This window comes from Owariibacterium komagatae (assembly GCF_045865535.1).
In the GTDB taxonomy this organism is placed as follows: domain Bacteria; phylum Bacillota; class Clostridia; order Oscillospirales; family Ruminococcaceae; genus Ruthenibacterium; species Ruthenibacterium komagatae.
In genome coordinates this window covers 3,481,528-3,504,917 of the sequence record NZ_AP031406.1, presented here as the reverse complement: position 1 = coordinate 3,504,917, position 23,390 = coordinate 3,481,528, and the positions used below count along the sequence as shown (strand labels likewise).

General features: G+C 54.1%; 19 protein-coding genes. All 19 read right to left on the bottom strand.

The window, feature by feature from the left end; all coding sequences use genetic code 11:
• Positions 1–4 precede the first annotated feature (4 nt).
• Positions 5–682: an RdgB/HAM1 family non-canonical purine NTP pyrophosphatase gene (rdgB, locus tag ACKTS9_RS17480; RefSeq protein ID WP_349216137.1), complete on the bottom strand. Its 678-nt coding sequence runs from the start codon at positions 680–682 to the stop codon at positions 5–7.
• 44 nt (positions 683–726) lie between these two features.
• Complete coding sequence (gene ftsY, locus ACKTS9_RS17475) at positions 727–1,638, bottom strand: signal recognition particle-docking protein FtsY (RefSeq protein ID WP_349216138.1); 912 nt, start codon at positions 1,636–1,638, stop codon at positions 727–729.
• A 21-nt stretch (positions 1,639–1,659) separates the two neighbouring features.
• Positions 1,660–5,220: a chromosome segregation protein SMC gene (smc, locus tag ACKTS9_RS17470; protein ID WP_349216139.1), complete on the bottom strand. Its 3,561-nt coding sequence runs from the start codon at positions 5,218–5,220 to the stop codon at positions 1,660–1,662.
• A 28-nt stretch (positions 5,221–5,248) separates the two neighbouring features.
• Positions 5,249–5,923 (bottom strand): ribonuclease III, encoded by a 675-nt coding sequence (gene rnc / locus ACKTS9_RS17465; RefSeq protein WP_349216140.1) that lies wholly within the window; start codon positions 5,921–5,923, stop codon positions 5,249–5,251.
• A 2-nt stretch (positions 5,924–5,925) separates the two neighbouring features.
• Positions 5,926–6,939, bottom strand: coding sequence for a phosphate acyltransferase PlsX (gene plsX / locus ACKTS9_RS17460; protein ID WP_349216141.1), 1,014 nt, complete (start codon positions 6,937–6,939; stop codon positions 5,926–5,928).
• A gap of 112 nt (positions 6,940–7,051) precedes the next feature.
• On the bottom strand, positions 7,052–8,362 hold the full coding sequence (trmFO, locus tag ACKTS9_RS17455; protein ID WP_349216142.1) for a methylenetetrahydrofolate--tRNA-(uracil(54)-C(5))-methyltransferase (FADH(2)-oxidizing) TrmFO: 1,311 nt from the start codon (positions 8,360–8,362) through the stop codon (positions 7,052–7,054).
• Positions 8,363–8,367: 5 nt separating this feature from the next.
• On the bottom strand, positions 8,368–10,467 hold the full coding sequence (gene topA, locus ACKTS9_RS17450; RefSeq protein WP_349216143.1) for a type I DNA topoisomerase: 2,100 nt from the start codon (positions 10,465–10,467) through the stop codon (positions 8,368–8,370).
• A gap of 3 nt (positions 10,468–10,470) precedes the next feature.
• A complete protein-coding gene (gene dprA, locus ACKTS9_RS17445; protein WP_349216144.1) occupies positions 10,471–11,559 on the bottom strand; it encodes a DNA-processing protein DprA in 1,089 nt (362 codons plus the stop codon).
• Positions 11,560–11,562: 3 nt separating this feature from the next.
• A complete protein-coding gene (locus tag ACKTS9_RS17440; protein ID WP_349216145.1) occupies positions 11,563–12,339 on the bottom strand; it encodes a TrmH family RNA methyltransferase in 777 nt (258 codons plus the stop codon).
• 89 nt (positions 12,340–12,428) lie between these two features.
• Positions 12,429–12,785: a 50S ribosomal protein L20 gene (rplT, locus tag ACKTS9_RS17435; protein ID WP_349216146.1), complete on the bottom strand. Its 357-nt coding sequence runs from the start codon at positions 12,783–12,785 to the stop codon at positions 12,429–12,431.
• 44 nt (positions 12,786–12,829) lie between these two features.
• Entirely contained in the window at positions 12,830–13,027 is a 198-nt protein-coding gene (gene rpmI, locus ACKTS9_RS17430; RefSeq protein ID WP_349216147.1) for a 50S ribosomal protein L35, read from the bottom strand.
• A 14-nt stretch (positions 13,028–13,041) separates the two neighbouring features.
• The gene (gene infC / locus ACKTS9_RS17425; protein ID WP_407882154.1) at positions 13,042–13,566 is read right to left on the bottom strand and encodes a translation initiation factor IF-3; all 525 of its coding nucleotides are present in this window, start codon (positions 13,564–13,566) and stop codon (positions 13,042–13,044) included.
• A 226-nt stretch (positions 13,567–13,792) separates the two neighbouring features.
• A complete protein-coding gene (locus tag ACKTS9_RS17420) occupies positions 13,793–17,281 on the bottom strand; it encodes a UvrD-helicase domain-containing protein (RefSeq protein ID WP_407881935.1) in 3,489 nt (1,162 codons plus the stop codon).
• The gene (locus ACKTS9_RS17415) at positions 17,281–20,553 is read right to left on the bottom strand and encodes a PD-(D/E)XK nuclease family protein (RefSeq protein WP_407881933.1); all 3,273 of its coding nucleotides are present in this window, start codon (positions 20,551–20,553) and stop codon (positions 17,281–17,283) included. The genes ACKTS9_RS17420 and ACKTS9_RS17415 overlap by 1 nt, the downstream gene beginning before the upstream one ends.
• A gap of 94 nt (positions 20,554–20,647) precedes the next feature.
• Positions 20,648–21,187 (bottom strand): rubrerythrin, encoded by a 540-nt coding sequence (rbr, locus tag ACKTS9_RS17410; RefSeq protein ID WP_349215276.1) that lies wholly within the window; start codon positions 21,185–21,187, stop codon positions 20,648–20,650.
• A gap of 79 nt (positions 21,188–21,266) precedes the next feature.
• Positions 21,267–21,659, bottom strand: coding sequence for a Fur family transcriptional regulator (locus tag ACKTS9_RS17405; RefSeq protein ID WP_407881930.1), 393 nt, complete (start codon positions 21,657–21,659; stop codon positions 21,267–21,269).
• 119 nt (positions 21,660–21,778) lie between these two features.
• Complete coding sequence (locus ACKTS9_RS17400; RefSeq protein WP_349215274.1) at positions 21,779–22,276, bottom strand: ATPase; 498 nt, start codon at positions 22,274–22,276, stop codon at positions 21,779–21,781.
• Between the two features lie 6 nt (positions 22,277–22,282).
• Positions 22,283–22,777 carry a pantetheine-phosphate adenylyltransferase gene (gene coaD, locus ACKTS9_RS17395; protein WP_407881927.1) on the bottom strand — a complete coding sequence of 165 codons (495 nt, stop codon included), beginning with the start codon at positions 22,775–22,777 and terminating at the stop codon, positions 22,283–22,285.
• Entirely contained in the window at positions 22,752–23,342 is a 591-nt protein-coding gene (rsmD, locus tag ACKTS9_RS17390) for a 16S rRNA (guanine(966)-N(2))-methyltransferase RsmD (protein ID WP_407881925.1), read from the bottom strand. Before rsmD ends, coaD begins: the two co-directional genes overlap by 26 nt.
• Positions 23,343–23,390 lie beyond the last annotated feature (48 nt).

Genomic DNA, 23,390 nt, shown 5'->3' with positions numbered 1-23,390 from the left:
TCGTTCAAAGGGACTGTGCCGGACCGGACGCCATACCGATGATGCTTGCATCCGCAAGAAAATCAGGCAGCTGCGCTTCCAACAACTGCAGTGCGCGGCCCCGGTGACTGATGGCATCTTTCTCATCTGCACTGAGCTCCGCGTAGGTGCGATGCGAAACATTGGGTAATGTCTCACCTGTGCCCGGAATTCCCACTTCATCGGGGATAAACAGCGGATCATACCCAAACCCGTTTTCCCCACGCTCTTCAAATCCAATGGAACCACGGCATTCGCCTTCAAAGACCGCATGCCGCTGATTGGGAAGCCAAATGCAGATTGCACTGACAAACTTCGCACCGCGCTTGTGCGGCGGCACATTCGTCATTTCCTGCATCAATTTCTGATTATTGGCCCCATCGTCGCCATGCCGACCGCAATAACGGGCAGAGTAAACACCCGGGGCACCGTTCAATGCCTCAACGCACAAGCCTGAGTCATCCGCTACCGTCGGTTTTTGACATGCTTCACATATAGCCTGCGCTTTGATGCATGCATTTTCTGAAAAAGTAGTCCCGTTTTCCTCAGGATCAAGGGATACGCCCGCTTCTTTTTGGCTGAGAACCGTATGCCCCATGCGCTCAAGAATTCGGCGCATCTCTTTGAGCTTATGTGCGTTATTCGTCGCAGCAACAAATTCCATAATACACCTCAAATATGAAATTTTTTCGAAAACAGGGTCAAAAATCAGGTTTCCCGCATAAAAAGGGCATCCGCAAATGCATCCGGATCAAAGGGCATCAAATCGTCCAAACCTTCACCGACTCCCACAAAGCGAACCGGGAGCCCCAGTTTTGCCTTGATGGAAATGACCGCTCCGCCTTTGGCCGTCCCGTCCAGTTTGGTCAAGACCACACCGGTTGCGCCCGCCGCATCAATAAACTGGCTGGCCTGATTGATGGCGTTCTGCCCGGTGATTGCATCCAGCACCAAAAGAGTCTCCACACTTGCGCTCTCGCAGGCTTTGTTCACCACACGGCTGATTTTGGAAAGCTCCGCCATCAAATTTTTCTTATTGTGCAGACGTCCGGCCGTATCACAGATGACAATGTCGATCTTTTTGGCCGCCGCAGATTGCACCGCGTCAAAAATGACCGCAGCGGGGTCCGCACCTTCATTGTGACGCACCATAGGAACACCCGCCCGCTGCGCCCAAACGCCAAGCTGTTCGGAAGCTGCGGCACGGAAAGTGTCACCCGCCGCCAGCATTACGCTTTTGCCCTGCTCCTTATAGAGATGTGCCAGTTTGGCAATGGAGGTCGTTTTGCCCACACCATTGACGCCAATGACCAGAATAACAGCGGGAGAGCCGGACAAATCCATTTCTGCATCGGCAGCCAGCATATCCCGGATCAGTTCCTTTAAAGCAGCCAACGCCTGTTCACCCGTTTTCAGATGTTCTGCCCGCACCTTTTTACGAAGCTGCTCCACCAGGTCCATCGCTACATCCACACCGGTATCGGCCAGAATCAGCTGCTCTTCCAAATCGTCATACATGTCATCGGTAATCTCACTTGCTGTGACCATACTGCCGATGGTTTCAAAAATAGAATCACGTGTTTTTTTCAGGCTGGCACCCAATTTATCAAAAAAGCCCATTGTGAACCTCCGTTCATAAGATTAAGAGATGAGACTCGCATCCACATTTTTCACATCCAGCCGCAAGACTTTCGACACACCGTCTTCCTGCATGGTCACACCATACAGCACGTCTGCCTCTTCCATCGTACCACGACGATGCGTGATGACGATAAACTGCGTTTCATTGCAGATACGCCGCAGATACTGCGCATAGCGTGTGACGTTTACATCGTCCAGTGCTGCTTCGATCTCATCCAGCACACAGAAAGGAGCCGGGTTGACCGCCAGAATGGCAAAGTAGATGGAAATCGCAACAAGCGCCTGTTCGCCGCCGGAAAGTGCCGACAGGTTTTTGATAATTTTGCCCGGAGGCGCCACCTCAATCCCAATGCCGCTCTCCAAAACGTCTGTCTCATCTTCAAGATACAGCCGCGCCGTACCACCGCCGAACAGCTCGGTAAAAATCCGGCCGAAGTTGCGGTTGATGGCGGCAAAACTCTCGCTGAACATGACCCGCATCTCTTCAGAGAGGCCCGCAATCATGCGCTGCAGCTCTGCTTTGCTTTTCTCCACATCTCCGACTTGCGTCCGCAGGAATTCATAGCGCTGACTGACTTCGGCATATTCATCGATTGCCCCCACATTGACGTTTCCAAGCGACCGGATCTTACCGCGCACTTCCGTTACGTTTCTGCGCAGTTCAGTGATACTCTCAAACGGTACGCACAGTGCCTGTGCCTCCGACAGTCCCAATTCATACTCATCCCAGAGCTTGGCCACCGTCTGCTCATATTCCGCATCCTTGGCCTCTTTCTGCTCAGTCAGTCGGGCAGCCTCACGGCCAAGCGCCTCACGCTCATCCGTCAGGCGGCGCAACTTCGCACTTTGCTGCGTAATAGCGCCTTCTTTTTCGATGCGCTGCTGAGAAGCGGCCTGAATGGCCTGTTCAAACTCCGTGATCTGCTGTCTGCTCTGTTCCACATCCCGCTGCATGGCAGCCATTTGCTCTTCTCGTTGCAGATTTTGCTGATGCAGAAGCGCAATATTCTCCTGCAACTGCCGCACACGCTCTTCTGTCTCTCCGGTACGGCTCTCCAAAGCGACAATGGATGCCCGATGGCTCTCCGCATCTTTCTCCGTAGAAAGCTTTTTCAGTTTGATATCAGACAACTGATCCGACAAGCGCGTCCGGGTAGCCAGGAAGGAATCATCCGAGCCGGCAATCGTCTCCAATTCCTCCTCCAGCTGGCAGGTATCCTCCGTCAGGCGCGTCAGCTTTTCCTGTGCCTCAAGTGCCTGCTGGGTACTTTGCTCAATCTGCTCTTTCAGTTTTTCGCACTCAGCGTCCAACAGCCGCGCGGCTGCCTCTGTTTGCGAGAGTGCCGTGGAAATGCGCGCGCTCTCCACTTCTCCACGAATCTTATCCCCACCGGCAGTGATTGCCTCGCTTTCGGTAGCCGTCAATTCTGCAGAAAGCTTATCTACTTCCGCTTTTGCCGCATCGGTTCGTTCTTGCGCTGCATCGCGTTTTTTCTCCATATCTGCAAGTTTTGCTTTCAAATCCGCAATTTCCTGTTTGCGGCTGAAAAGCCCCGCCGACCGCGAGACGCTGCCGCCGGTAAACGAACCGCCCGCATTGATCACCTGACCGTCCGCCGTAACAATGCGATTTCGATAATCCAAACTGCGCGCCACGCGGGAAGCCTCATTGATCTCATCTACTACCACAATGCGTCCCAGCAAGTTGGACACCACGTTTTCATAGCGTTTATCGTATTCCACCAGATCACTGGCCTTCACCGCGCTGCCTGTCAGCCGAGAAGCATCGAAATGAGCCGGACGCATGGTGTCCAAGGGCAGGAACGTAGCACGCCCCGCTTTTTCGTCCCGCAAAAAAGCCATTGCCGCCTTGGCAGCAGACTCGTTTTCCACCACAATGTTCTGCAGTGCAAATCCCAGCGCCGTCTCGATGGCTACCTCATACCCCGGTTTGACCGTAAGAATACTGGATACCGGGCCAATAATTCCCCGAAGGCGCCGATTTGTTGAAGCGCGCATCACAGTTTTGACGCTGCTCTGGTATCCGTCCATATTCCGTTCCAGATCCCGCAACAGCTGAATTCTCTGAGAAGCGCTCTCCATATCGCGCTCCAACTTTTGCTCCGCAGCATCCGCTTCATCCAAAAGCTTTTTCCGGCTGTCCAGCTTCATGGTCAGACCGCCCTTGATATTCTCAAGGCGCGTCAGCCTCTCAATGGCATCATTGAGGAAGGCTTCGGTCTCTTTCTTCTCCTGATGCAAATCAGCCAGACGCTTTTCGTTTGTCTGCTTGTCCTGCGTCGCACTGCCCAAGCGCAGCTGGGCGGCCTCTCTTGCGGAATCCGCACTGGCCTGCACAACTTTCAGGTCTGTAATGCGCGCGGCCATGTCCGCCAGTTTTGCCTCTACCGCTCCGCGCCGCTCACCGCTGGCAGCACTTTTGTTTTGCAAATCCGACAGCAGCTGCTCTGTCTCTTCCGCACGCTGCGCCAAAGACGCCAATTCCTTTTCACACTCTTCAATCGCCGCCTGATGCTGTGCGCGTTCGGCTTCAATTGCTTCACGCCCCATACCGCTTTGGCTGATTTCCTGCTCCATCTGGGCGATGGTTGCCTGATTGTGCTCAATATCATTGCGCAGCACGGCCAGGGAGGCGTCCGACCCGGAAATCCGCTCTGTGATTGCGCGGATCTCTGCATTGCAGCGGTCAATCTCTTTAATGAGATGCTCCGACTGAGCGCGGATCTCCTCCGTTTCGGCATCCACGCCTTCCATCTCGCGGCTGGCGCGGTCATAGTCCGCATTGGCCAATTCAATTTTTCTCTGCACTTCCCGCACGGTATCCCGCGCTTTCTGTACCGTATCCACCCAGAGTGTGACCTCCAGGCCCTTTCGCTTCTCTGCAAGTTCCAAATAGCGCTTTGCTTTTTCCGCCTCTTTTTCCAGCGGCCCCACACGGCCCTCCAGTTCTCCCAGAATGTCGCGCAAACGAACAAGATTGTCCTCGGCAGAAGCAAGCCGGCGCTCGGCCTCATTTTTCCGATAACGATATTTCGCAATACCGGATGCCTCTTCAAAAATTTCACGCCGTTCGTTGGATTTGGCACCTACAATGACAGCGATTCGGCCCTGCCCGATAATCGAGTAGCCATCGCGCCCAAGGCCCGTATCCAAAAACATCTCATAGATATCTTTCAAACGCACATTCTGCCCATTGACCGAATACTCGCTGTCACCAGAGCGATAATACTTGCGTCCAATGACCACCTCGTCGGAGTCCACATCGATGCGGCGGTCTGTGTTATCGATATAAAGATTTACGCTGGCGAACCCCATGGCGTTGCGCGACTGGGTACCGCCAAAAATAACGTTTTCCATTTTCCCGCCGCCGCGCAGCTGTTTGGCGCTGGTCTCCCCCAGCACCCAGCGGATGGCGTCGGAAATATTGCTTTTTCCCGAGCCGTTTGGCCCAACCACAGCGGTAATTCCCCGCTCGATGGTAATTTTGGTGCGGTCCGGAAAGGATTTAAAGCCGTGAATCTCCAGTGCTTTTAAAAACATAGTTTCCCCTTTCGGAACAAAGTGTGGTTCAATAACCCATCAAAGCAAGTGCTTCTTTGGCCGCGGCCTGTTCCGCCTGTTTTTTCGAATGTCCTTCGCCGTGTCCCACCGCGTTGGAATTCAAATAGACATCCACTTCGAAGTGTTTGTCGTGATCCGGACCGGATTCACGCGCCACCACATAGCGCAGCCGTTCCTCCGGGTTCTGCTGCACAATTTCCTGCAGACGCGTTTTATAGTCTTCTTCCGCCGCAGCATCGGTCAGCGTGCGGGTGACAAAAGGCAGGATAAAACGTCTCGCCGTCTCAATCCCGCCGTCCAGGTACAGCGCAGCAATCACAGCCTCAAATGCATCGGAAACCACACTGGGGCGATGGCGACCGCCGCCCATTTCTTCCCCTTTTCCCAGACGCAGATAGCTGCCCAGGTCAATTTGCTGTGCAAAACCGAACAAAGCATTTTCACACACCAAACTGGCGCGCATGCGGGTCAGTTCTCCCTCGGGCATATCTTTATGCGTAAACAGATAATCCGCCACTACAATCGATAGAACAGAGTCTCCCAGGAATTCCAGTCTTTCGTTGTGCTTTGTTCCGTGGCGCGCTTCGTTGGCAAAAGAAGTGTGCGTCAGCGCTGTCTGAAGCAGATACGGGTCTTTGAACGTATGCCCGAGCACCTGTTCCAGTGCTTTCAAATCCTGCATACTCAGCCCTCCGTCCCGTCGGGCACAGTCAGTGCCAGCTTCTCGGCCATGGTGTTCACCACATTGCCTTCCACGCACGCTTTTGCCTGCCGGATGGCATTTTTAAACGCCTTTGCATTGGACGAGCCATGGGCTTTGATGACCGGATGCTGCACCCCCATCATCAGCGCACCGCCGTACTCGTCGGCGTCCAGCTTCTTTTTAAAATCTTTCATGCCGTCTTTGACAAACAGGAACGCCAGCTTCGTCAGCGCGTTTTTCAAAAATACGCCTTTGATCTGTCCCACCAGCATTTTTGCCAGACCTTCGGTCAGTTTTAAAATTACATTTCCTGTAAAGCCGTCGCAGACCACCACATCCACATCTCCCTGCGGAATGTCCTTGGGCTCTACATTGCCGACAAATTGAATATTGGAATTCTGCTTGAGCAGCGCGTGCGCCGTCACATAGGTCGGCGTACCTTTGGTTTCTTCCGCACCGTTATTCACCAGCGCTACCTTAGGCTGCTTTACTCCCAGCACCTTTTCCATATAAACCGTGCCCATGGTGGCAAAGGCATCCAGCATTTCCGGCCGACACTCTACGTTGGCGCCGGAATCCAGCAGCAGGAACGGATGATTCGCCCCCGGAATTACCGTACCGATGGCCGGACGTTTCACGCCCTTCAGGCGCTTTACAATCAGCGTAGCGCCCGCCAGCAGAGCGCCTGTAGAGCCTGCAGACACAAAGGCATCGCCCTCACCGGCTGCCAGCATACGCATGCCCACCACCATAGAAGAGTCTTTTTTATGGCGAATGGCGGCTGTGGGCTCGTCGCACATGGAAATCTCCTCACTGGCATTCACGATCGTGATTTGATCCATATCAATGGAGTGCTCCTTCACAGCCTGGGCAATTTTCTCCGCATTACCCACAGCGACGATGCTGACATGATATTCCTTTACGGCCTGTGCCGCACCTTTCAGGATTTCTGCGGGAGCATGATCGCCGCCCATTGCATCAATAATGATCTTCATAAAAATGCGTCTCCTTTCTTTTCAAAACACAGAAGACGGAACGAAGAAAAATGGTGACGTCCCGCCGGGCGATTCTCCACCGCGAGGCGCCGCCATTCTTCTTCTTTCCTGTTTACTCGCAGACAAGGCTCTCCTGCAGCGCGTTCACCGCACGCTGCGCAAGCATTTCATAACGTTTGCGTTTATCGCGCACCCGTTCTTCCAGCGAAGGCAGAATTCCCATGTTTGCACCCATGGGCTGGAAATCCCGCGTCGGCGTGGCGATGTAGCGCAACAGCGAACCGCACATGGTCTCATCCGGATAGACCGGTGTCCTTTTTCCCAACAGGCGCGCCTGCACGGCACGAGCCGCCAACAAACCACTGGCCATACTTTCCACGTAACCTTCGAATCCGGTAATCTGCCCTGCAAAAAAGACATTCGGATAAGAACGAAGCGACAAATCCGGCCCCAGCAGAACCGGGCTGTTCAGGAACGTATTTCGGTGCATCACGCCATAGCGCACAAACTCCGCATTCTCCAAGCCGGGAATCATGCGAAAAACGCGCTGCTGTTCTCCAAACTTCAAATTGGTCTGAAAGCCCACCAAATTATACATGCTGCGCTCAGTGTTCTCTGCTCTAAGCTGCACATTCGCCCACGGACGATGACCGGTTCGAGGATCGGTCAATCCCACAGGCCGCAGCGGACCGTAGCGCATGGTATCCGCTCCGCGCCCTGCCATGACCTCGATCGGCATGCATCCTTCGTAAACCGTCAAATCGCCGTCAAAATCATGCAGCGGCGCACGCTCAGCATTTTGCAGCGCCGCATGGAAAGCCTCATATCCCTCTTTGTCAAAAGGACAATTCAAATAGTCGGCCTCGCCCCGGCCATAGCGGGAAGCTGCAAAAATGCGGTCCATATTCAGGCTTTCTGCCGTCACAATCGGCGCCGCCGCATCGTAAAAAGACAGCTTCTGCCCACCGGTAAGCCGTGCAATATCCTGGGCCAGCTCTCCCTCTGTGAGCGGTCCGGTCGCCACAATGGTAATGGTGTCCGGGCGGGTTTCCCCCACAAAGCGAACTTCTTCCCGCCGAATGGTAATTCCCGGCGTGTTCTCCACCAGTTCTGTCACCTGCTGGCTGAACTCGGTGCGGTCCACTGCCAGCGCACCGCCTGCCGCCACACGGCAGCGTTCTGCTACCTCCAGCAGGCAGTCTCCCAAAAGCTTCATTTCCGCTTTCAGCAGACCGGAAGCCGAATCCAGCCGGTCCGCCTTCAAAGAATTGGAACAAACCAGTTCCGCAAATCCGCTGTTTTTATGCGCCGGAGAAAAATTATGAGGTTTCTGCTCGTACAGCTCTACCTCAAATCCATTTTTTGCAAGGTAGAGCGCGGCCTCACAGCCTGCGAGGCCCGCGCCCAAAATCCGAATCTGCATTGCCCTTAGCCTTTCTTTTCCTGAGCCGGACGTGAATAGCCGCAGCCCTCTTTTTCGCACAGCAGAACGCCGTTTTTACCGCCCTTTTTGAACAGTGTCGAACCGCATTGCGGGCATTTCTCCGCCGTCGGCTCGTTCCAGGTCATGAAATCACAGGTGGGATTCTTCTCGCATCCATAATAGACGCGCCCCTTCTTGGAATGACGGATCAGCACGCGGCTGCCGCATTTGGGGCACTGGCCACCGGTATCTTTGACCAGGCGCTTCGTGTTTTTGCATTCCGGGAAACCCGGGCACGCCAGAAACTTTCCGTATCTGCCGCTTTTGATGACCATTTTGCGTCCGCACAGTTCACAGATTTCATCTGTTTCTTCGTCCGGCACCTTGACTTTCTTGTCTTTCATCTCTTCTTCCGCGCGCAGCAGATTCTTTTCAAAGCCCTGATAAAAGTCATCGATGGTCTTGTGCCAATCCGCTTTCCCGTTTTCAATCTGGTCCAGATTCTTTTCCATGTTGGCCGAGAACGTGACATCGATGATATCCGGGAACTGCTCCATCATCAAATCATTGATTACACGTCCCAGTTTGGTGGGCACCAGCTTCTTCTGCTCCCGCTCCACATAATCATGATCAATGATGGTGGTAATAATCGGAGCATACGTAGACGGGCGCCCGATTCCGTTTTCCTCCAGTGCGCGGATCAGCGTCGCCTCTGTATAACGTGCAGGCGGCTGCGTGAACTTTTGCTCCGGTTTCAATTCTTTCAGCTTCAGCACGTCTCCCTCAGTCAGAGGCGGCAGAGCAGTCTCTTTTTTCTCTTTTTCGTCCGTCGCCTCTTCATACAGGGCCGTAAAGCCGTCGAAGGTCACCACATATCCCGAAGCACGGAACAGATAATCCGCCGCCACAATGTCCGCGGAAACGGTATCCTGCTGGCAATCGCTCATCTGGCTGGCAATAAAGCGGCTCCAAATCAGGCGGTACAGTTTTGCCGCGTCGCCCGTGACGCTTTTTTCCACCTCATCGGGCGTCAAAGCCGGATTGGTGGGACGAACTGCCTCGTGCGCGTCCTGGGCGGCAGTAGCACTGCGGCTCTTATAAGTGCGCTTGTAGGGACATACATACTGTTCGCCATAGCTTCCGGTGATGAAATCCTTCGCCGCCGCCACCGCTTCGTCGGCGATGCGCAGGCTGTCGGTTCTCATATAAGTGATCAGGCCCATGGTTCCCTGACCCGCAACATCCACGCCCTCATACAGCATCTGCGCTGCCCGCATGGTTCGGGTGGCAGTGAAGCCCAGCCGGCGACTGGCTTCCTGCTGCATGGTGGACGTAATGAACGGAGGTGCCGGTGTTTTTTTCCTCTTGCCACGGCTGATGGAACTGACCGTATAATCAGCGCCCTGCAGAGCCTGCACAATTGCCTGACTTTGCTCGGCATTTTTGACTTCCAGCTTTTTGCCGGCCGCTGTGCTGAACAGCCGCGCCGTAAATTTTTTGGTGCTGGAAGGCGGGCAAAGCACTGCGTCAATATTCCAGTACTCCTCAGGCTGAAACGCCTCGATTTCCTTTTCGCGATCCACGATCAGCCGCACAGCAACACTTTGTACGCGTCCGGCAGACAATCCCCGGCGAACCTTGCGCCACAAAAAGGGCGAAAGTTTATAACCCACCAGACGGTCCAGAATTCTCCGAGCCTGCTGTGCATTGAACAAGTCCATATCGATGGCGCGCGGCGCAGCCATTCCCTGCGTAACGCCTTTCTTGGTGATTTCACCAAAGGTGACGCGCTGCGGCGCCTGGGTGTCCAGGCCCAGCAAGTTGGCCAAATGCCAACTGATGGCTTCTCCCTCGCGGTCCGGGTCCGTTGCCAGAAACACTTCGTCGCTGTTTTTGGCCATGGTTTTCAGTTCTTTAATAATTTTCTCTTTGCCCTTGATATTGATGTACTGTGGTGCATAACCGTGCTCTACATCAATGCCAAGCTGACTTTTGGGTAAATCGCGAATATGGCCCATGGAAGCTGTAACTTCATAGCCATTCCCCAAGTATTTGCGGATGGTCTTCGCCTTTGCGGGAGACTCCACAATGACTAGTTTTGACATGTATCAGGATCCTTTCAGGATGAATTGACGGCCAGCCAACTGCTGAGCTACGCCTTTGATCTCCAGCTCTGTAAACGCCGCCATAGCGCGCAGCGGCTCAAGGCCCGCCTTTTCGCAAAGGGAGGCCAAAGTCTGCGGTCGGCTGCTCAGCAACCGGCGAATTTTGCGTGCATCGGGCGACAGTTCCGGCTCTTCTGCAGGGGCAGGCTTTTCCTCCTCAGCACTTTCCAACCCATAAAATCGAAAAATATCTTTGGCGCAAGTGACGGGAACCGCCCCTTCTGTCAACAACCGATTTGTTCCCGCCGACAAAGGCGAGAAGATGCTGCCGGGTACACTGAACACATCGCGGTTGTATCTCAATGCATGCGAAACGGTATTCGACGTTGCCGAGTTCTCTCGCGCTTCCACCACACAGACGCCTCTGCTCAGGCCCGCAATCAAGCGGTTTCTCTGAGGGAAAAATGCCTTGCACGGTTCTTTGTCCGGCGGGTACTCGCTCAGCGTCAGGCCGCACTTTTCAATCATTTTCTTCAGCATATGATTCTGGGCAGGATAGCAATGCTGGTGCCCGAACCCCAGACAGGCAATGGTAGGCATCTCTTTCCGAAGGCAGGCACGATGTGCTTCGCCATCCAGCCCTTCTGCCATGCCGGACACAAGAACAGCTCCAAACCCAGCCAGCCCCTGCGCCAGAAACTGCATTGCCTCTACCCCATAGGCAGACGGGCGGCGCGGGCCAATCATGCCAAGTACCAGCGGCGCGGACGCCGCGCTTAAATCTCCCCGATAGTAAAGCACCGGCGGCGGAGAATCGATTTGCCGCAGAAGAGGCGGATAATCCGGATCTGCCCACGTGACTATCTGAACACCCAGCTGCCGGCAGCGTTCCATACGGCTCAAAAGCTCCTGGGGCCGCGTACTTTTCAAAGCACGCATCTGGGCCGGCGTGAACAATTCATTCAGTTCCTGCTGTCCAAGTGCCAGCGCCAACTTCTCCGGAGCGGGAAAAGCCCGCAGTACACGTGCCGAGTTGGAAGCGCACGGGCCGAGAGCATTGGCAAGCCACAGCCAGTATTCTACCCCTTGCATCTTTTATACACCCCTGAAGTGCCACAACAAAACGCCGCCTGCAACCGCAGCATTCAGCGACTCAACTCCCTGCGCCATGGGAATGCGCACAGCCAAGTCTGCCGCTTCCACTGCCTCATCCGACAACCCGTTTCCCTCATTGCCGATCAGCAATGCGATTTTGCCACCCCGCAGCCCGTCCGCCTCATCCAGCGGGACAGAATGACGCAAAGCAGCAGCCACCAGAGGGACTTCTTCGGTTTTCAGCCAGGCAGCCGTTTCCGCCACCGTATCTGCACGCAGCAATTTCAGGCGCGCTACAGCAGACATACTGGCCCGCACGGCTTTGGGGCTGTACGGGTCGGCACAATCCGCGCAAAATATCGCTCCCTCGAAACCAAAAGCAGCCGCACTACGCAAAAGCGCACCGATATTAGCCGGGTTCTGGACATGTTCCAGAACCAGCCACCGGTCTGCGGAGACAGCCTGGTCAAGAGATTTCAGCGCACGTTCAAACACACAGAAAATCCCCTGCGGGTTCTTTGTATCCGAGATTTTATCCGCCACACTCTGTGAAATCATCACATGACGACCCGGAAGGTCCTGCAATTCCGGATGCTGTTCCAAAACCTTGTCCGTATGATACACTTCCAGCGGCGGCCAAACGGCGGCAATATCCCTGCAAAGGCGCACGCCTTCCGCAAGGAAGCAATTCTGTGCCTGACGAAAAGAGGCGCTCTCCCGCAGTTTGCAAAGCTGTTTCACCTTTTCATTTTCACGGCTTGTAATCCGCAGTTCCATGCGCGCATTCTCCTTTTCCGCCCTTTTTTCGGGCACCCGCTAATACAAAGCGACGCCCGTGCAACTTGTGCGCGGGCGTGTCGCAGTTCTTATTTTACAGCGTTTTTCGCGGTCTCGATCAGAGCGGAGAAGCTCTTCGGATCGTGAATCGCCATCTCGCTCAGCATTTTGCGGTTCAGCTCCACGCCAGCTTTTTTCAGGCCGTTCATGAAGGAAGAATAGTTCATGCCCTCTGCACGGCAGGCGGCGTTGATACGGGTGATCCACAGATTGCGGAACTCACGTTTTTTCATTTTGCGGCCAGCGAAGGCGTAGTTACCGCTCTTCATGACCTGCTGTTTGGCCATCTTAAAGTGTTTGGATTTGCTGCCGAAATAACCTTTGGCAAGTTTCAGGGTCTTTTTTCTTCTTTTGCGCGTCATCATAGCGCCTTTGATACGAGCCATATTCTTAAATCTCCTTTAATAGCGGTTTTTCTGATGTTAATTGCTTAAGCGTAGGGCAGCATGCGTTTCACGGCAGCTGTGTTCGTCTTGTCCGCGTAAGCGGCTTTGCGGAAACCGCGTTTCAGTTTGGTGCTCTTTTTGGTCAGAATGTGGCTGCGGAAGGCCTTACCGCGCTTCACTTTGCCGTTTTTCGTCAGCTTAAAGCGTTTTTTCGCACCGGAATGTGTTTTGATCTTGGGCATTTTTCAGTTCCTCCTTAATTTTGCTTGGAAGGGGCAGGGGCCAGGAACATTTGCATGCTCCGTCCCTCAAGCTTGGGCTGTTTTTCCACCACAGCGCCCGGCAGAGCCTCGGCAAAACGTTTGTGCACGTCCAGACCAAGGTTGGTGTGCGCCATTTCGCGGCCGCGGAACCGGATGGAAACTTTCACCTTGTCGCCCTTGGCCAAAAATTTGGCTGCCTGGTTGACCTTGGTGTTGAAGTCGTTCGTGTCGATATTGAGGGACAGACGAATCTCCTTGATGTCTACGACCTTCTGATTTTTCTTTGCTTCTTTGTCCCGCTTCTGCAGTTCGAAGCGATACTTCCCGTAATCCAGAATTTTGCACACGGGAGGCTGTGCCTGGGGCGCGATCTTCACAAGGTCCAAATTCTTTTCGTCCGCTCTTTTCTGTGCATCCCGCACGGACATGATGCCCAGCTGGGTTCCGTCCGCATCGATTACGCGCACCTCTTTGTCACGGATGCCTTCGTTGATTTCCAGTTCTTTTTTGCCGGCTATGGTAAAACACCTCCAAAATTTTGTTTGAAACAATAAAGTGCGGCTGCCGGTACCGGCAGCCGCACAAAAAGACACAAGAACTCTCCCAAAGAAAAGTCTTTGTATGAACCCGGCACCTGATGGCGCACAAGGTGAGCATTGGCTGCCAAGCCAGAGCTACTTTGTTTACTGGTAAAGTATACCGCGCTTACCCACACCTGTCAAGAGCTTTTTCAAAATCTTTTCCCTATTTCTCAAAAGGGACATCGATCTCACACCCAAGATCAAAGGAATAGATGGTGCAGGCCGTTACTTTTACCGGAAGACGTTTTTCCACCGCAGCCTTGTACAGCAGCAGTTGCTGTGCATAACTTTCCCGAAACTGTTCCTTGCTCTTCCCACGGTCCGTCTTGTAATCCACAATCTCTGCCCGATCACCGTTGATCAGAACTGCATCCGCAATTCCCTGCACCAATACTGGCTGGTTCTGAAATGCTGGAGCAATCTCCGGCTGAACATACTTCGCAGGCACGGCTGTCAAAAAGGCATACTCCCGCAGCAGTCTCTCTGCCGCAAGCATTCGTTTGGCAAGATCTGTATGGAAGAACATCTCGATTCGTTTTTCATCCAGCTGTGCCGCAATGTGCGCATCAATATATTTCTCCGAAACAAGGCGCTCCACCTCTTCCTTAAGATGGGCGCACGCCGCCTTCAAGTCCGCAAACTGCAGTACACTGTGAAGTGCTGTTCCCTTCTCTGCCGCGGTCATCCCTTCGCGATAAAGGAAAGACGGACGCGCCAGCACAGGCTGTTCGCCCCCGTGCGCCAAGCCCGACACGCTCAGTTTTGCAGGCAGTTCACTCAGCGCAGCGCGGGGATAACAGGCTTCAAAATTCCGTCGAAGTTTTTCCAGCAGGTCCCCGTCCGGTTCAGCCGTGCGTACAAACACGCTCGCGCGCTCTGCCTGTTCCTGCTCCGGCAGAGGTTCCACGGATGCATCCATTTTGCCCTGTGCACGGTACAGCGGCAGTGTAGCACCGCCCGCCAGCGCACGAAGCTCGTCGCAGTCAGGATGCAGCAGCGCCGCTGCGCAAATCCACGGGGCAAAACTGTTCGCCTTGCTCAGAAAGTACGGAGACGCGCCGCCTGCTCCCGCCATCTGCGTTGCCAATTCCGAGAGCATTTTTTCCGGCTTGGTGGCCGGCACAGTCAAGATCAGTTTATCTCTTGCCCGCGTCAGAGCCACATACAGAATGCGCATCTCTTCGCTGACGGACTCTGCGCGCAGAGCCATACCGATGGCCCGGTGCGGCGCAGTGGCATACAGTCCACCTTCTCCTGCGCGCAATGTCATGCCGATGCCCAGTTGCGGATGAAACAGCACACGATTGGAAATGTCCCGCAGATTGAATTGGTGCGAAGCGTCCGCCAGAATCACCACAGGAAACTCCAGTCCCTTGGAGCGATGGATCGTCATAATGGAGACGCATCCTTTGGGCAGTGAAACCATACCGGCAGCAGGCAGAGCTCCGCTTTCAATGGCATTGTCCGCCATACGGATGACTGCCGAAAGCCCGCCCGCTCCCACAGAGCCAACCCACGCCACAAAGGCGCGCAGCGTCTCTCTGCGTTCAGCGCCGTTCTCCATAGCTCCCACTGCCGCAAAATAATGCGTTCGGGCCAGAATCTCGTCGCACAATTGCGATACCGGCATTGTTGCGGCCAGCGTTCGCAGATGGCGCATCAACCGGCAGAAATGCATTGATTTCTCATCTCTGCTCTGTGTCAGTGCTCCATACAAACACATTTTGGGGTGCGCGGCCCGCAGGCGGACCAGGTCGTCCGGATCAAACCCGAACATAGGGCTCAGCAACACCGCAGCCACATGTACATCCTGCGCCGGATTATCAATAATGCGCAGCATCGAGAGCAGCGGAGCGGATTCGCTTGCCGTCAAAGGGCTGTCTCCCGCATCCGCCGCCACCGGAATTCCCTGTCCTTCCAAGGCTTGCTCATACAAAGAAAAACGTGTTCGACTGCGAAGAAGAATGCAAATATCTCCATACTGACAAGGTCTGGTTCCGCCGTTCTTTTCGCGCACGGGGAACTTTTCCTGCACCAGACGCCGCACTGCCTGCGCCACAGCGGACGCATCTCCCAAATCCGTCATTTTTGCGCCCTGATCCACAATGCGGATCTCAAGAGGACCACCGTCATATTCGTCCGGTACTCCGCGGTACAGCATTTCATCGGCATTGTACTCCACGTCGCCCACCTGACGGTTCATCACACAGGTAAATACATCATTCACGCTGTCGATCACATTTCCGGCGCTGCGAAAATTGTTCCCCAGTGTAATGGTGGCAGGATGCGGGCCACCCTCCCGATAAGGTGTAAACGCTCCCCGCTGCGCAATAAAAATCTCAGGGCTTGCCAATCGAAACCGATAAATACTCTGCTTGACGTCTCCCACGAAAAACAAATTGGAAGCATCATCATTTGCCAGGCACCGGTACAAAAGCGCCTGAAGCGCATTGGTATCCTGGTATTCGTCCACCATGACCGCATCAAAACGAGCGCTGACCGCCCGCGCGACTGCCGTTTTCTGATCGTCCTCCGTACACAGAAGGCGAAGCGAAAGATGTTCAAAGTCGCTGTATTCCAACACCTTTTGTTCAAGCTTGGCCGAAAAAAAACGTTGTTCAAAACCGCGCACTGCCTTCGTCAGCGCTCGCAGCATCGGCAAAATGCACTGCCGGTCCTCTTCGAACTCGGCCTGCGTGCAAAGGAAGATTTTTTCTTTAAGTTCTTTGTGGACTTTCTTCACTTCTTCCCGCAGAGCTTTGACCGCCTCCATATCGGCACCGTCGTAGCCGCGTACCGCCTTCAGAGACGGAGGTGTGTAGTCCTGCGCGCAAAGCAGCGCACTGTCCCACCGTCTTTTCTGCAGCCACGAAGACATCGCCTCAAAAAAAGCCTGATCGGACTGCAGTGCAGCAGCATAGTTGAGCAAGGCCGGTTCCTCGTCCACAATCTTTTGCGCAGAACACAGCAGCGCCTGTGCATTATGAACCGCTTCCTCAGCGTTCCGAAGCAGGAAATCGCCCCATTTTGTCTGTTCCAGTGGGCGTTCTTCCTCGTAATCCACACACAATTCACGCAGAGCACGCTCCGGATGAGGCAGCGTCCTTAGGAAATCGTACAATCTCAGCACCGCATCGGCAGCCGCTGCGTCGCTGCGCGCGCGGCCGTAACTGTCTGCAAACGTACGAAAATCCGGATCCTCATACATCTCTTCCAGCGTCTGCATCAGAGAATCGTTGCGCAAGGAATACGCGGTGGCGTCATCCGCCAGGCCAAAATCCGGCGGAAGATCCAGCTGAGCAAAATATGTTTTCAGCAGCTGCATACAAAATGCGTCAATGGTGCAGATGTCGGCCCGCCCCAGCAGAAGGCGCTGCCGACGCAGCCAAACGCTGCCCGGATTTTCAGCAGCTTCCTGCGCTAAACGTTCCGCAATTCGACCGCGCAGCTCCTCTGCTGCTGCGCGGGTAAAGGTTACAATCAGCAGACGGTCCGCTGCAACGGGATGTTCTTCATCGCAAATCAACCGCACAGCCCGCTCCACAAGCACCGCTGTTTTTCCGCTTCCCGCGGCGGCACTGACCAACAGGGTTCCGCCCCGATCCTCAATGGCCTGGCGCTGCGCACTGGTCCATTTTCGCGTCTCCGCCATCAGGATTCCTCCTTTTCCACAGGTGTTTCAAACACACCCTTGGGTGCGCTGACATAGGCTTCTTCCCGACCGTCTTCATGACGACAAACCGCCCGATAATCGCAGGTATCACAGGGGCAGTGTGTTGTATTGCGCAAAGGCACCGCACGAATATCTCCCTCATACAGGCCTTTGGCCATCTCCACCACCAACTGCTCTACATAGTGTCGGATATTTCCGATCTTTTCCAGATGTGCCAGTTTGGAACTGGACCGGGGCGTCCCGTTTTTCAAAAAGCTGACCGGCACAAACAAACCGCTGGCCTCTTTATCCATCCCCCGCAGCACGACTTCATCGTTCAGCACCAGCCCATCCACCTGATACAAGGGCAGATTCGCCGCCTGCGCACGCGGCATACTTCCCGGAGCGGGATCGCTGAGCAGATAAAGCACTCCTGATGCCACCGGGTCACTCAAATCTTTTCCGTTCCGACAATAGGTGAACAGATACAAAAGCATCTGTGTGTTCAGCCCACAGTATACGTCTTCCAAACTGAAGCTTTTGAAACCTGTTTTGTAATCCACTACACGTACATACTGACGGCCTTCCCGGCGCATGATATCCACACGGTCGATCTGTCCTACCACCTGCACAGTATGTCCATCCGGTGTTTTCAATGTCAGCGGCCGAATTGCCCCCTCGCCATCTCCGATTTCCTGCTCAAACGCCACCGGATGGAAAGAGCTCTGGGCCTGTTCCTGCTGAAGATAACACAGCAAATGCCCCACGCTCTTCTTCAGCCTTTCTACCAGATAAGCAAAACGGGCCGAAGCCTCCGGCATGTTTTCCTTCACATACTCCTCAGCCACCTGCTGCGCAAGCTGCAGCAGCTGATCCCGCGGCATGTCCGCAAAGCCCTCGCCTGCCCGCCGCATGACCTGCTCCAAAATATAATGGATGAGGCTGCCGCTCTCCATTGGAGAAAGCTCGGCTCTTTTGCGGGGTCTGATTTTCAGAACATACTGCAAAAAATAGCTGAAGCGGCACCGGTAGTATTGTTCCACTCGTGTGGGTGACAGCCGCAGATTCCGGCCGATCACCTTTTCCAGTGCACCGGTATCTCTCGCTCGCATCGGCATCGGATTCGCGGCATTTTCCATGGAAGACAAACTTTCCGCCGCCTGCGGCTGTTCAGCCAGCGCGGCTGCCAGCGCGGCCGTTTCAGCGGTATCATCCCGATACTGCTCGCCATACAAATCCAGCGCAGCTGCGCAGGTAGGTGCCAATTCTTCAAGTGACAGGCGATCCGCCTGGGGTTCCAGCGCCGCCACCGGCGCCAGAGCCGACGCCATGGGGGATCCTCCCCCCTCAGGCGCGACATAACTGATATAAAGCCGCTGTGAGGGCGCTGTTATCGCCCGATAAAAAAACATTTGCTCTAAAAGCGTTCGATTCTCATACCCGCCCGGCATCTGAACGCCAGCCTGCACCAGAAGGTCACGGTCTGCGTGTGTCAGAAGCCCGCTGGCTCCTGCCAGTTTTGGGAACTTTCCCTCAGACACCCCCATCACAAAGCACACTTTGGGACTATCCAACCGCATTCGGTCTGCCGTTGTCAACATAACCGCATCCTGTGTTTCCGGCACATGACCCAAATCCGCACTGCGCACCAAAAGGAGGAACAGATCCGCATATTCAGCAGCTGTCACCTCATCGTCTCCCAAAAGCTGCTCCATCTGTCCCAAAAGCTGCATCGCCTCATCCCACGTGCGATACACCGCCTGCTCTCGCACCGGATCTCCAACCTCGGAAAACGATTTTGCAAGATTCACCGTTTGTTCATCCGCACCAAAAGAAGTCAGAAGGAAATAAAGCTGCCGGGAAATTCCCGCCGCCGTCTGGCCTTTAGCCGTATTTAAAAACGTCTCAATGCGCGGCACAACGGATGCGCGGATTTCTTCCACCTCTTCCAATGTTTTCTGGTCTTCCGGTGACATCTGCCCACCAAAGCCAGCTGGATTTTTGGTAAAAGGAGAACGCCACTCCGCCGCCTTTAACCGCCAAGTATAGGCATAATTTTCGAGAACAGCAATCTGTTGAGCCGTATAGCCGCACAGATCCGTCTTCAACAGGCGAAGCAACGACTCGGTTGATATCCCCCGCGCCAATAACTCCAGCGCCGCATTTAAAAACGCAGCTACACCGGTGTGTTCCAAGGTCTCTGTTCGGTCTGTAAAATAAGGAATTCCTGCCAGTCCGAACTCATAGCGAATGGGCGCATCGTAATCATCAAGCAGACGGCAAATCACCGCGATATCGCTGTAAGCCAAGCCATCTCGCCGCACCAGCGAAGCAATCCGACAGGCCACTGCTTTGCACTCAGCATAAATGCTGCGGGCCGGTGTCAAATAAACCTGCTGTGCGCTGACCGCCTGTGCTTCCCCCAGAGCCAGTGCCTGTGCCGCAGCCAGCAGTCCCGGTGCCTGTTTATGGCGCAGATCTTCCTCCAACACTTTGGGAGCCGCCACAGCCACACCTTCTCGCGCGGCAATGCGCCGTAAGCGCTGGGCCGTCATTTTTACCGGGCTGAACAATCCCAGTCCAGCCTCTTTATCCGCCGTGCCGTCACAGCAAAGAGCAACGGTACACCGCTCGGCACGAACCAGCTTTTCCAGCAGCCGGTACTGTGGTGCTGTAAACCCATCGAAGTTATCGATAAACACTTCTGTGTTCTGCAAAAAATCCGGATCCATACGCTGTGCGGCAACCGTCAGCCGGTCAGCCGGGTCCATCGCGCTTCCCTCGATAATTTTCTCATACGCAGCAAACAGCAGGCCCAGTTCCTGCAATTTTTCGCCATCTGCGTTTTTACCTGCTATGCGCAGTACATCTTCGGGCTGCGCCCCAGCCGTCTTCAGCTCCTTGATCGCCTCGGCACACAAATTGCAGAAGCCGGTATTTCTTCGGTGTCTGCGATAATTCTGCACTTCATCGCCCATCGTATCCAATGCGCGGCGCACCGCCACTGCACGGGCCGCGTCCGTCAGCGTGGGGATACAGACTCCGCCAAATGTTTTCAGCAGGAATTCCGCCAGACTGGTAAAACTGTACACATCCACCAGTGCACCCAGCCGGTCGCCCAAAACGCGGTACACCATCGTTTCCGCGGAGGAAGAAAACTGTTCGGGCACAATCAGGATACTGTGTTTTCCCGCAAGTGCCTGCGCCTTCATCAATGCGAGGACCCGTCCGGTCTTTCCTGTGCCGGACAGTCCCAAAATTAAATGGAGCATTTTGTCTTCCCTCCGCTGTTTTTGCTACGTTTTATTATAACGGATTCCACCGCACAAAAAAAGCCCACGGAACAATCCGTGGGCTTTAAAGCAATTAATAATTCTTTGCCTGCAGAATGAAATATCCCTGAGGATGATCGCAGACCGGGCATTTCTCCGGGGCGTGTGTGCCAATATGAACATGGCCGCAGTTGGAGCACACCCAAACCTGCTCTGTCTCACGTGCAAACACCTTGCCCTGCTCGATGTTCGCCTTCAAGGCGCGATACCGCTCCTCATGCTCTTTCTCGATCTTGCCCACTGCCTCAAACAGGTACGCCAGCTGCGTGAAGCCCTCTTCTTTCGCAGTAGCCGCAAAGCCGGCATACATGTCGGTCCACTCATAATTTTCACCGGCAGCCGCATCGTCCAGATTGGTCATCGTATCGGGAATTTCCCCATTGTGCAGCTGTTTAAACCAGATTTTTGCATGCTCTTTCTCATTGTTTGCAGTCTCTTCAAAAATCGCTGCAATCTGGTTGTAACCTTCCTTTTTGGCTTTAGAAGCATAATACGTATATTTGTTGCGCGCCTGGCTTTCACCCGCAAAAGCGGTCAGCAGATTCTGTTCGGTTTTCGAGCCTTTCAATTCCATGATAAACTTCTCTCCTTTACTTCTTTTTGATTATAAATTGACGGCGGACAACCGCCTTTCAAACAAAGTATGCGGTGTTTTACTCTGTTTCATGCTTCTGGCAAGCTGGACACACACCTGTAAACACAATATCATACTGCACATCGCAATAGCCGGTCATTTGCTCCACTTTGCGGCTGATTTCCTTGTTTTCATCCAGACAAACATCACAAAGCGCACCACAACAGATGCATTCAATGTGAAAATGCGGCGTAAGCGTATAATCAAACCGGTCTGCACCTTCCGGCATACGCACATGGCGCAGCACGCCATCCTCTGACAGACTGCTCAAATTTCGATATACCGTAGCCTTGCTGACAGTGGGATGTTTCTGGGCGATGTGAGCGTAAACCTCATCCGCCGTGGGATGGTCTGCCAGTTGCGCCACAGCATCCAGCACCAGCTGCTTTTGGATGGTGTTCCGTTTCTCCATCTCCATTCTCCTCTCTTTTGCTAATGATATTTTATATCATTAAACACAAATTGTCAAGAGGAGTTTTTCAAATTAATCTATGCAAAAAGCGCCCCCGATGGTTCGGAGCGCCTGATTTCTTACGGATTGGTATTTTTGGGCTGCGGCGCAGTGCGCTTTGCACCGCGTTTGCCGGACTGGCGCAGTGTGGCGCGCACATTCTGCACATCGCTCAAACTGCTGGAGAGCTGCTCCTCCGTCTGCCGGAGCATATTCTCACAATAATTGGTCACTGTGGCACGCATCTCTCTGCTCTGATTCTGCGCACTTGTAATCATCTCGGTTGCCTTCTGCTGCGCCGTCTTCATGATCGCTTCTTCGGCCACCATAGTGCGGGCTCGCTCTTCTGCACGTTTGATGATCATATCTGCTTCGCGTTTCGCTTTGTCTATAATTTGCGTGCGATCTTTCACAACCGCTTTGGCCTGCTGAATTTCCTGCGGCATGTTCAGGCGAATGTCATCAATCAATTCGCGCACCTTTTCCACATCTACCATGCGCTTGCCGCCGCTGAACGGCACATTGAGCGCATCTTCAAGCGTTTCGTCCATGACATCCAGCAATTCATCGATTGACATGATACATTACTCCTTTTCCTGCCCCTGTGCGAGGCGTTTTACGATTTCTTCACAAATAGATTCCGGCAAAAACTCACTCACATCGCCGCCAAAACCCGCTACCTGCCGCACCATGCTGGACGAAAGGTACATGTAACTGGAGTCGGTAATGACAAACATCGTCTCCAGCTCCGGGTTCAGCTGCTTATTGACCAGAGCCTGCTGGAACTCATACTCAAAATCCGTCACCGCGCGCAGGCCCTTGATGATGGTACACGCGCCCACCCGGTATGCATAATCCGCCAAAAGACCGTGATAGGAATCCACTTTGACATTGGGAATATGCTCACAGGCTTTCCGAATAAAATCCACTCGTTCTGCCGCTGAAAACGTCGGTTTTTTGTTCGGGTTTACCAGAACCAGCACAATTACGGCATCAAACAATCTTGCAGAGCGTTCGATAATGTTCAAATGGCCCTTTGTGATTGGGTCGAAACTACCGGGGCAAATCGCTATTTTCATCCGCAAGCTCCTCTTCATCCGCATATTCATAGCGCGCCAGCGCCACCTTGCCGTACTTATAATGCTTTCTGCACACCAAGCACCCGCAACGTTCCGGAAGCTGCGCACCGTATTCCGTCTCAGCCAGAACCACACCGCCCGGCTTCACCACGCGCGCCACCAGCGGAAGCAGCGCAGCTACCGTCCCCTGATGGTAAGGCGGATCCATCAGAATCAAATCAAAAGGTTCCCGCGCCGTGGAAAGGAAATGCTGTGCCTGCGTTTGGGAAACACTGGCTTTTCCGGCCAGGCCAGCCGCACGAAGATTCTGACGAACGATTTCGCAGGCGCCTCTGTCATAATCGATGAATACACACCGTTTGGCGCCCCGGCTGAGCGCTTCGATTCCCAGCTGCCCGGAGCCCGCAAACAAGTCCAGTACCTCCGCTCCTTCCAAAAGGAACTGCACAGAACTAAACATGCTTTCCTTGACACGGTCAATGGTGGGACGAGTGATCTCCTCGCCCGGCAGCGCAGACAACTTCACGCCGCGTGCGCTTCCCGCGATGACACGCATTCGATCCACCTCACTCTTTCGTTTGTTCTGCTGTTATTTTATTATGGAGGGCATGGC

What these genes read in the sequence shown, in the direction of transcription:
- smc (WP_349216139.1), bottom strand. Translation starts at nt 5,220, where the DNA reads ATGTTTTTAAAAGCACTGGAGATTCACGGCTTTAAATCCTTTCCGGAC.
- ACKTS9_RS17415 (WP_407881933.1), bottom strand. Translation starts at nt 20,553, where the DNA reads ATGCTCCATTTAATTTTGGGACTGTCCGGCACAGGAAAGACCGGACGG.
- ACKTS9_RS17420 (WP_407881935.1), bottom strand. Translation starts at nt 17,281, where the DNA reads ATGGCGGAGACGCGAAAATGGACCAGTGCGCAGCGCCAGGCCATTGAG.
- plsX (WP_349216141.1), bottom strand. Translation starts at nt 6,939, where the DNA reads ATGAAGATCATTATTGATGCAATGGGCGGCGATCATGCTCCCGCAGAA.
- rpmI (WP_349216147.1), bottom strand. Translation starts at nt 13,027, where the DNA reads ATGCCCAAGATCAAAACACATTCCGGTGCGAAAAAACGCTTTAAGCTG.
- ACKTS9_RS17405 (WP_407881930.1), bottom strand. Translation starts at nt 21,659, where the DNA reads ATGGAGAAACGGAACACCATCCAAAAGCAGCTGGTGCTGGATGCTGTG.
- rbr (WP_349215276.1), bottom strand. Translation starts at nt 21,187, where the DNA reads ATGGAATTGAAAGGCTCGAAAACCGAACAGAATCTGCTGACCGCTTTT.
- dprA (WP_349216144.1), bottom strand. Translation starts at nt 11,559, where the DNA reads ATGCAAGGGGTAGAATACTGGCTGTGGCTTGCCAATGCTCTCGGCCCG.
- rplT (WP_349216146.1), bottom strand. Translation starts at nt 12,785, where the DNA reads ATGGCTCGTATCAAAGGCGCTATGATGACGCGCAAAAGAAGAAAAAAG.
- ACKTS9_RS17400 (WP_349215274.1), bottom strand. Translation starts at nt 22,276, where the DNA reads ATGTCAATCGATGAATTGCTGGATGTCATGGACGAAACGCTTGAAGAT.
- rdgB (WP_349216137.1), bottom strand. Translation starts at nt 682, where the DNA reads ATGGAATTTGTTGCTGCGACGAATAACGCACATAAGCTCAAAGAGATG.
- ftsY (WP_349216138.1), bottom strand. Translation starts at nt 1,638, where the DNA reads ATGGGCTTTTTTGATAAATTGGGTGCCAGCCTGAAAAAAACACGTGAT.
- trmFO (WP_349216142.1), bottom strand. Translation starts at nt 8,362, where the DNA reads ATGCAGATTCGGATTTTGGGCGCGGGCCTCGCAGGCTGTGAGGCCGCG.
- topA (WP_349216143.1), bottom strand. Translation starts at nt 10,467, where the DNA reads ATGTCAAAACTAGTCATTGTGGAGTCTCCCGCAAAGGCGAAGACCATC.
- rnc (WP_349216140.1), bottom strand. Translation starts at nt 5,923, where the DNA reads ATGCAGGATTTGAAAGCACTGGAACAGGTGCTCGGGCATACGTTCAAA.
- ACKTS9_RS17440 (WP_349216145.1), bottom strand. Translation starts at nt 12,339, where the DNA reads ATGGAACTGCGGATTACAAGCCGTGAAAATGAAAAGGTGAAACAGCTT.
- coaD (WP_407881927.1), bottom strand. Translation starts at nt 22,777, where the DNA reads ATGAAAATAGCGATTTGCCCCGGTAGTTTCGACCCAATCACAAAGGGC.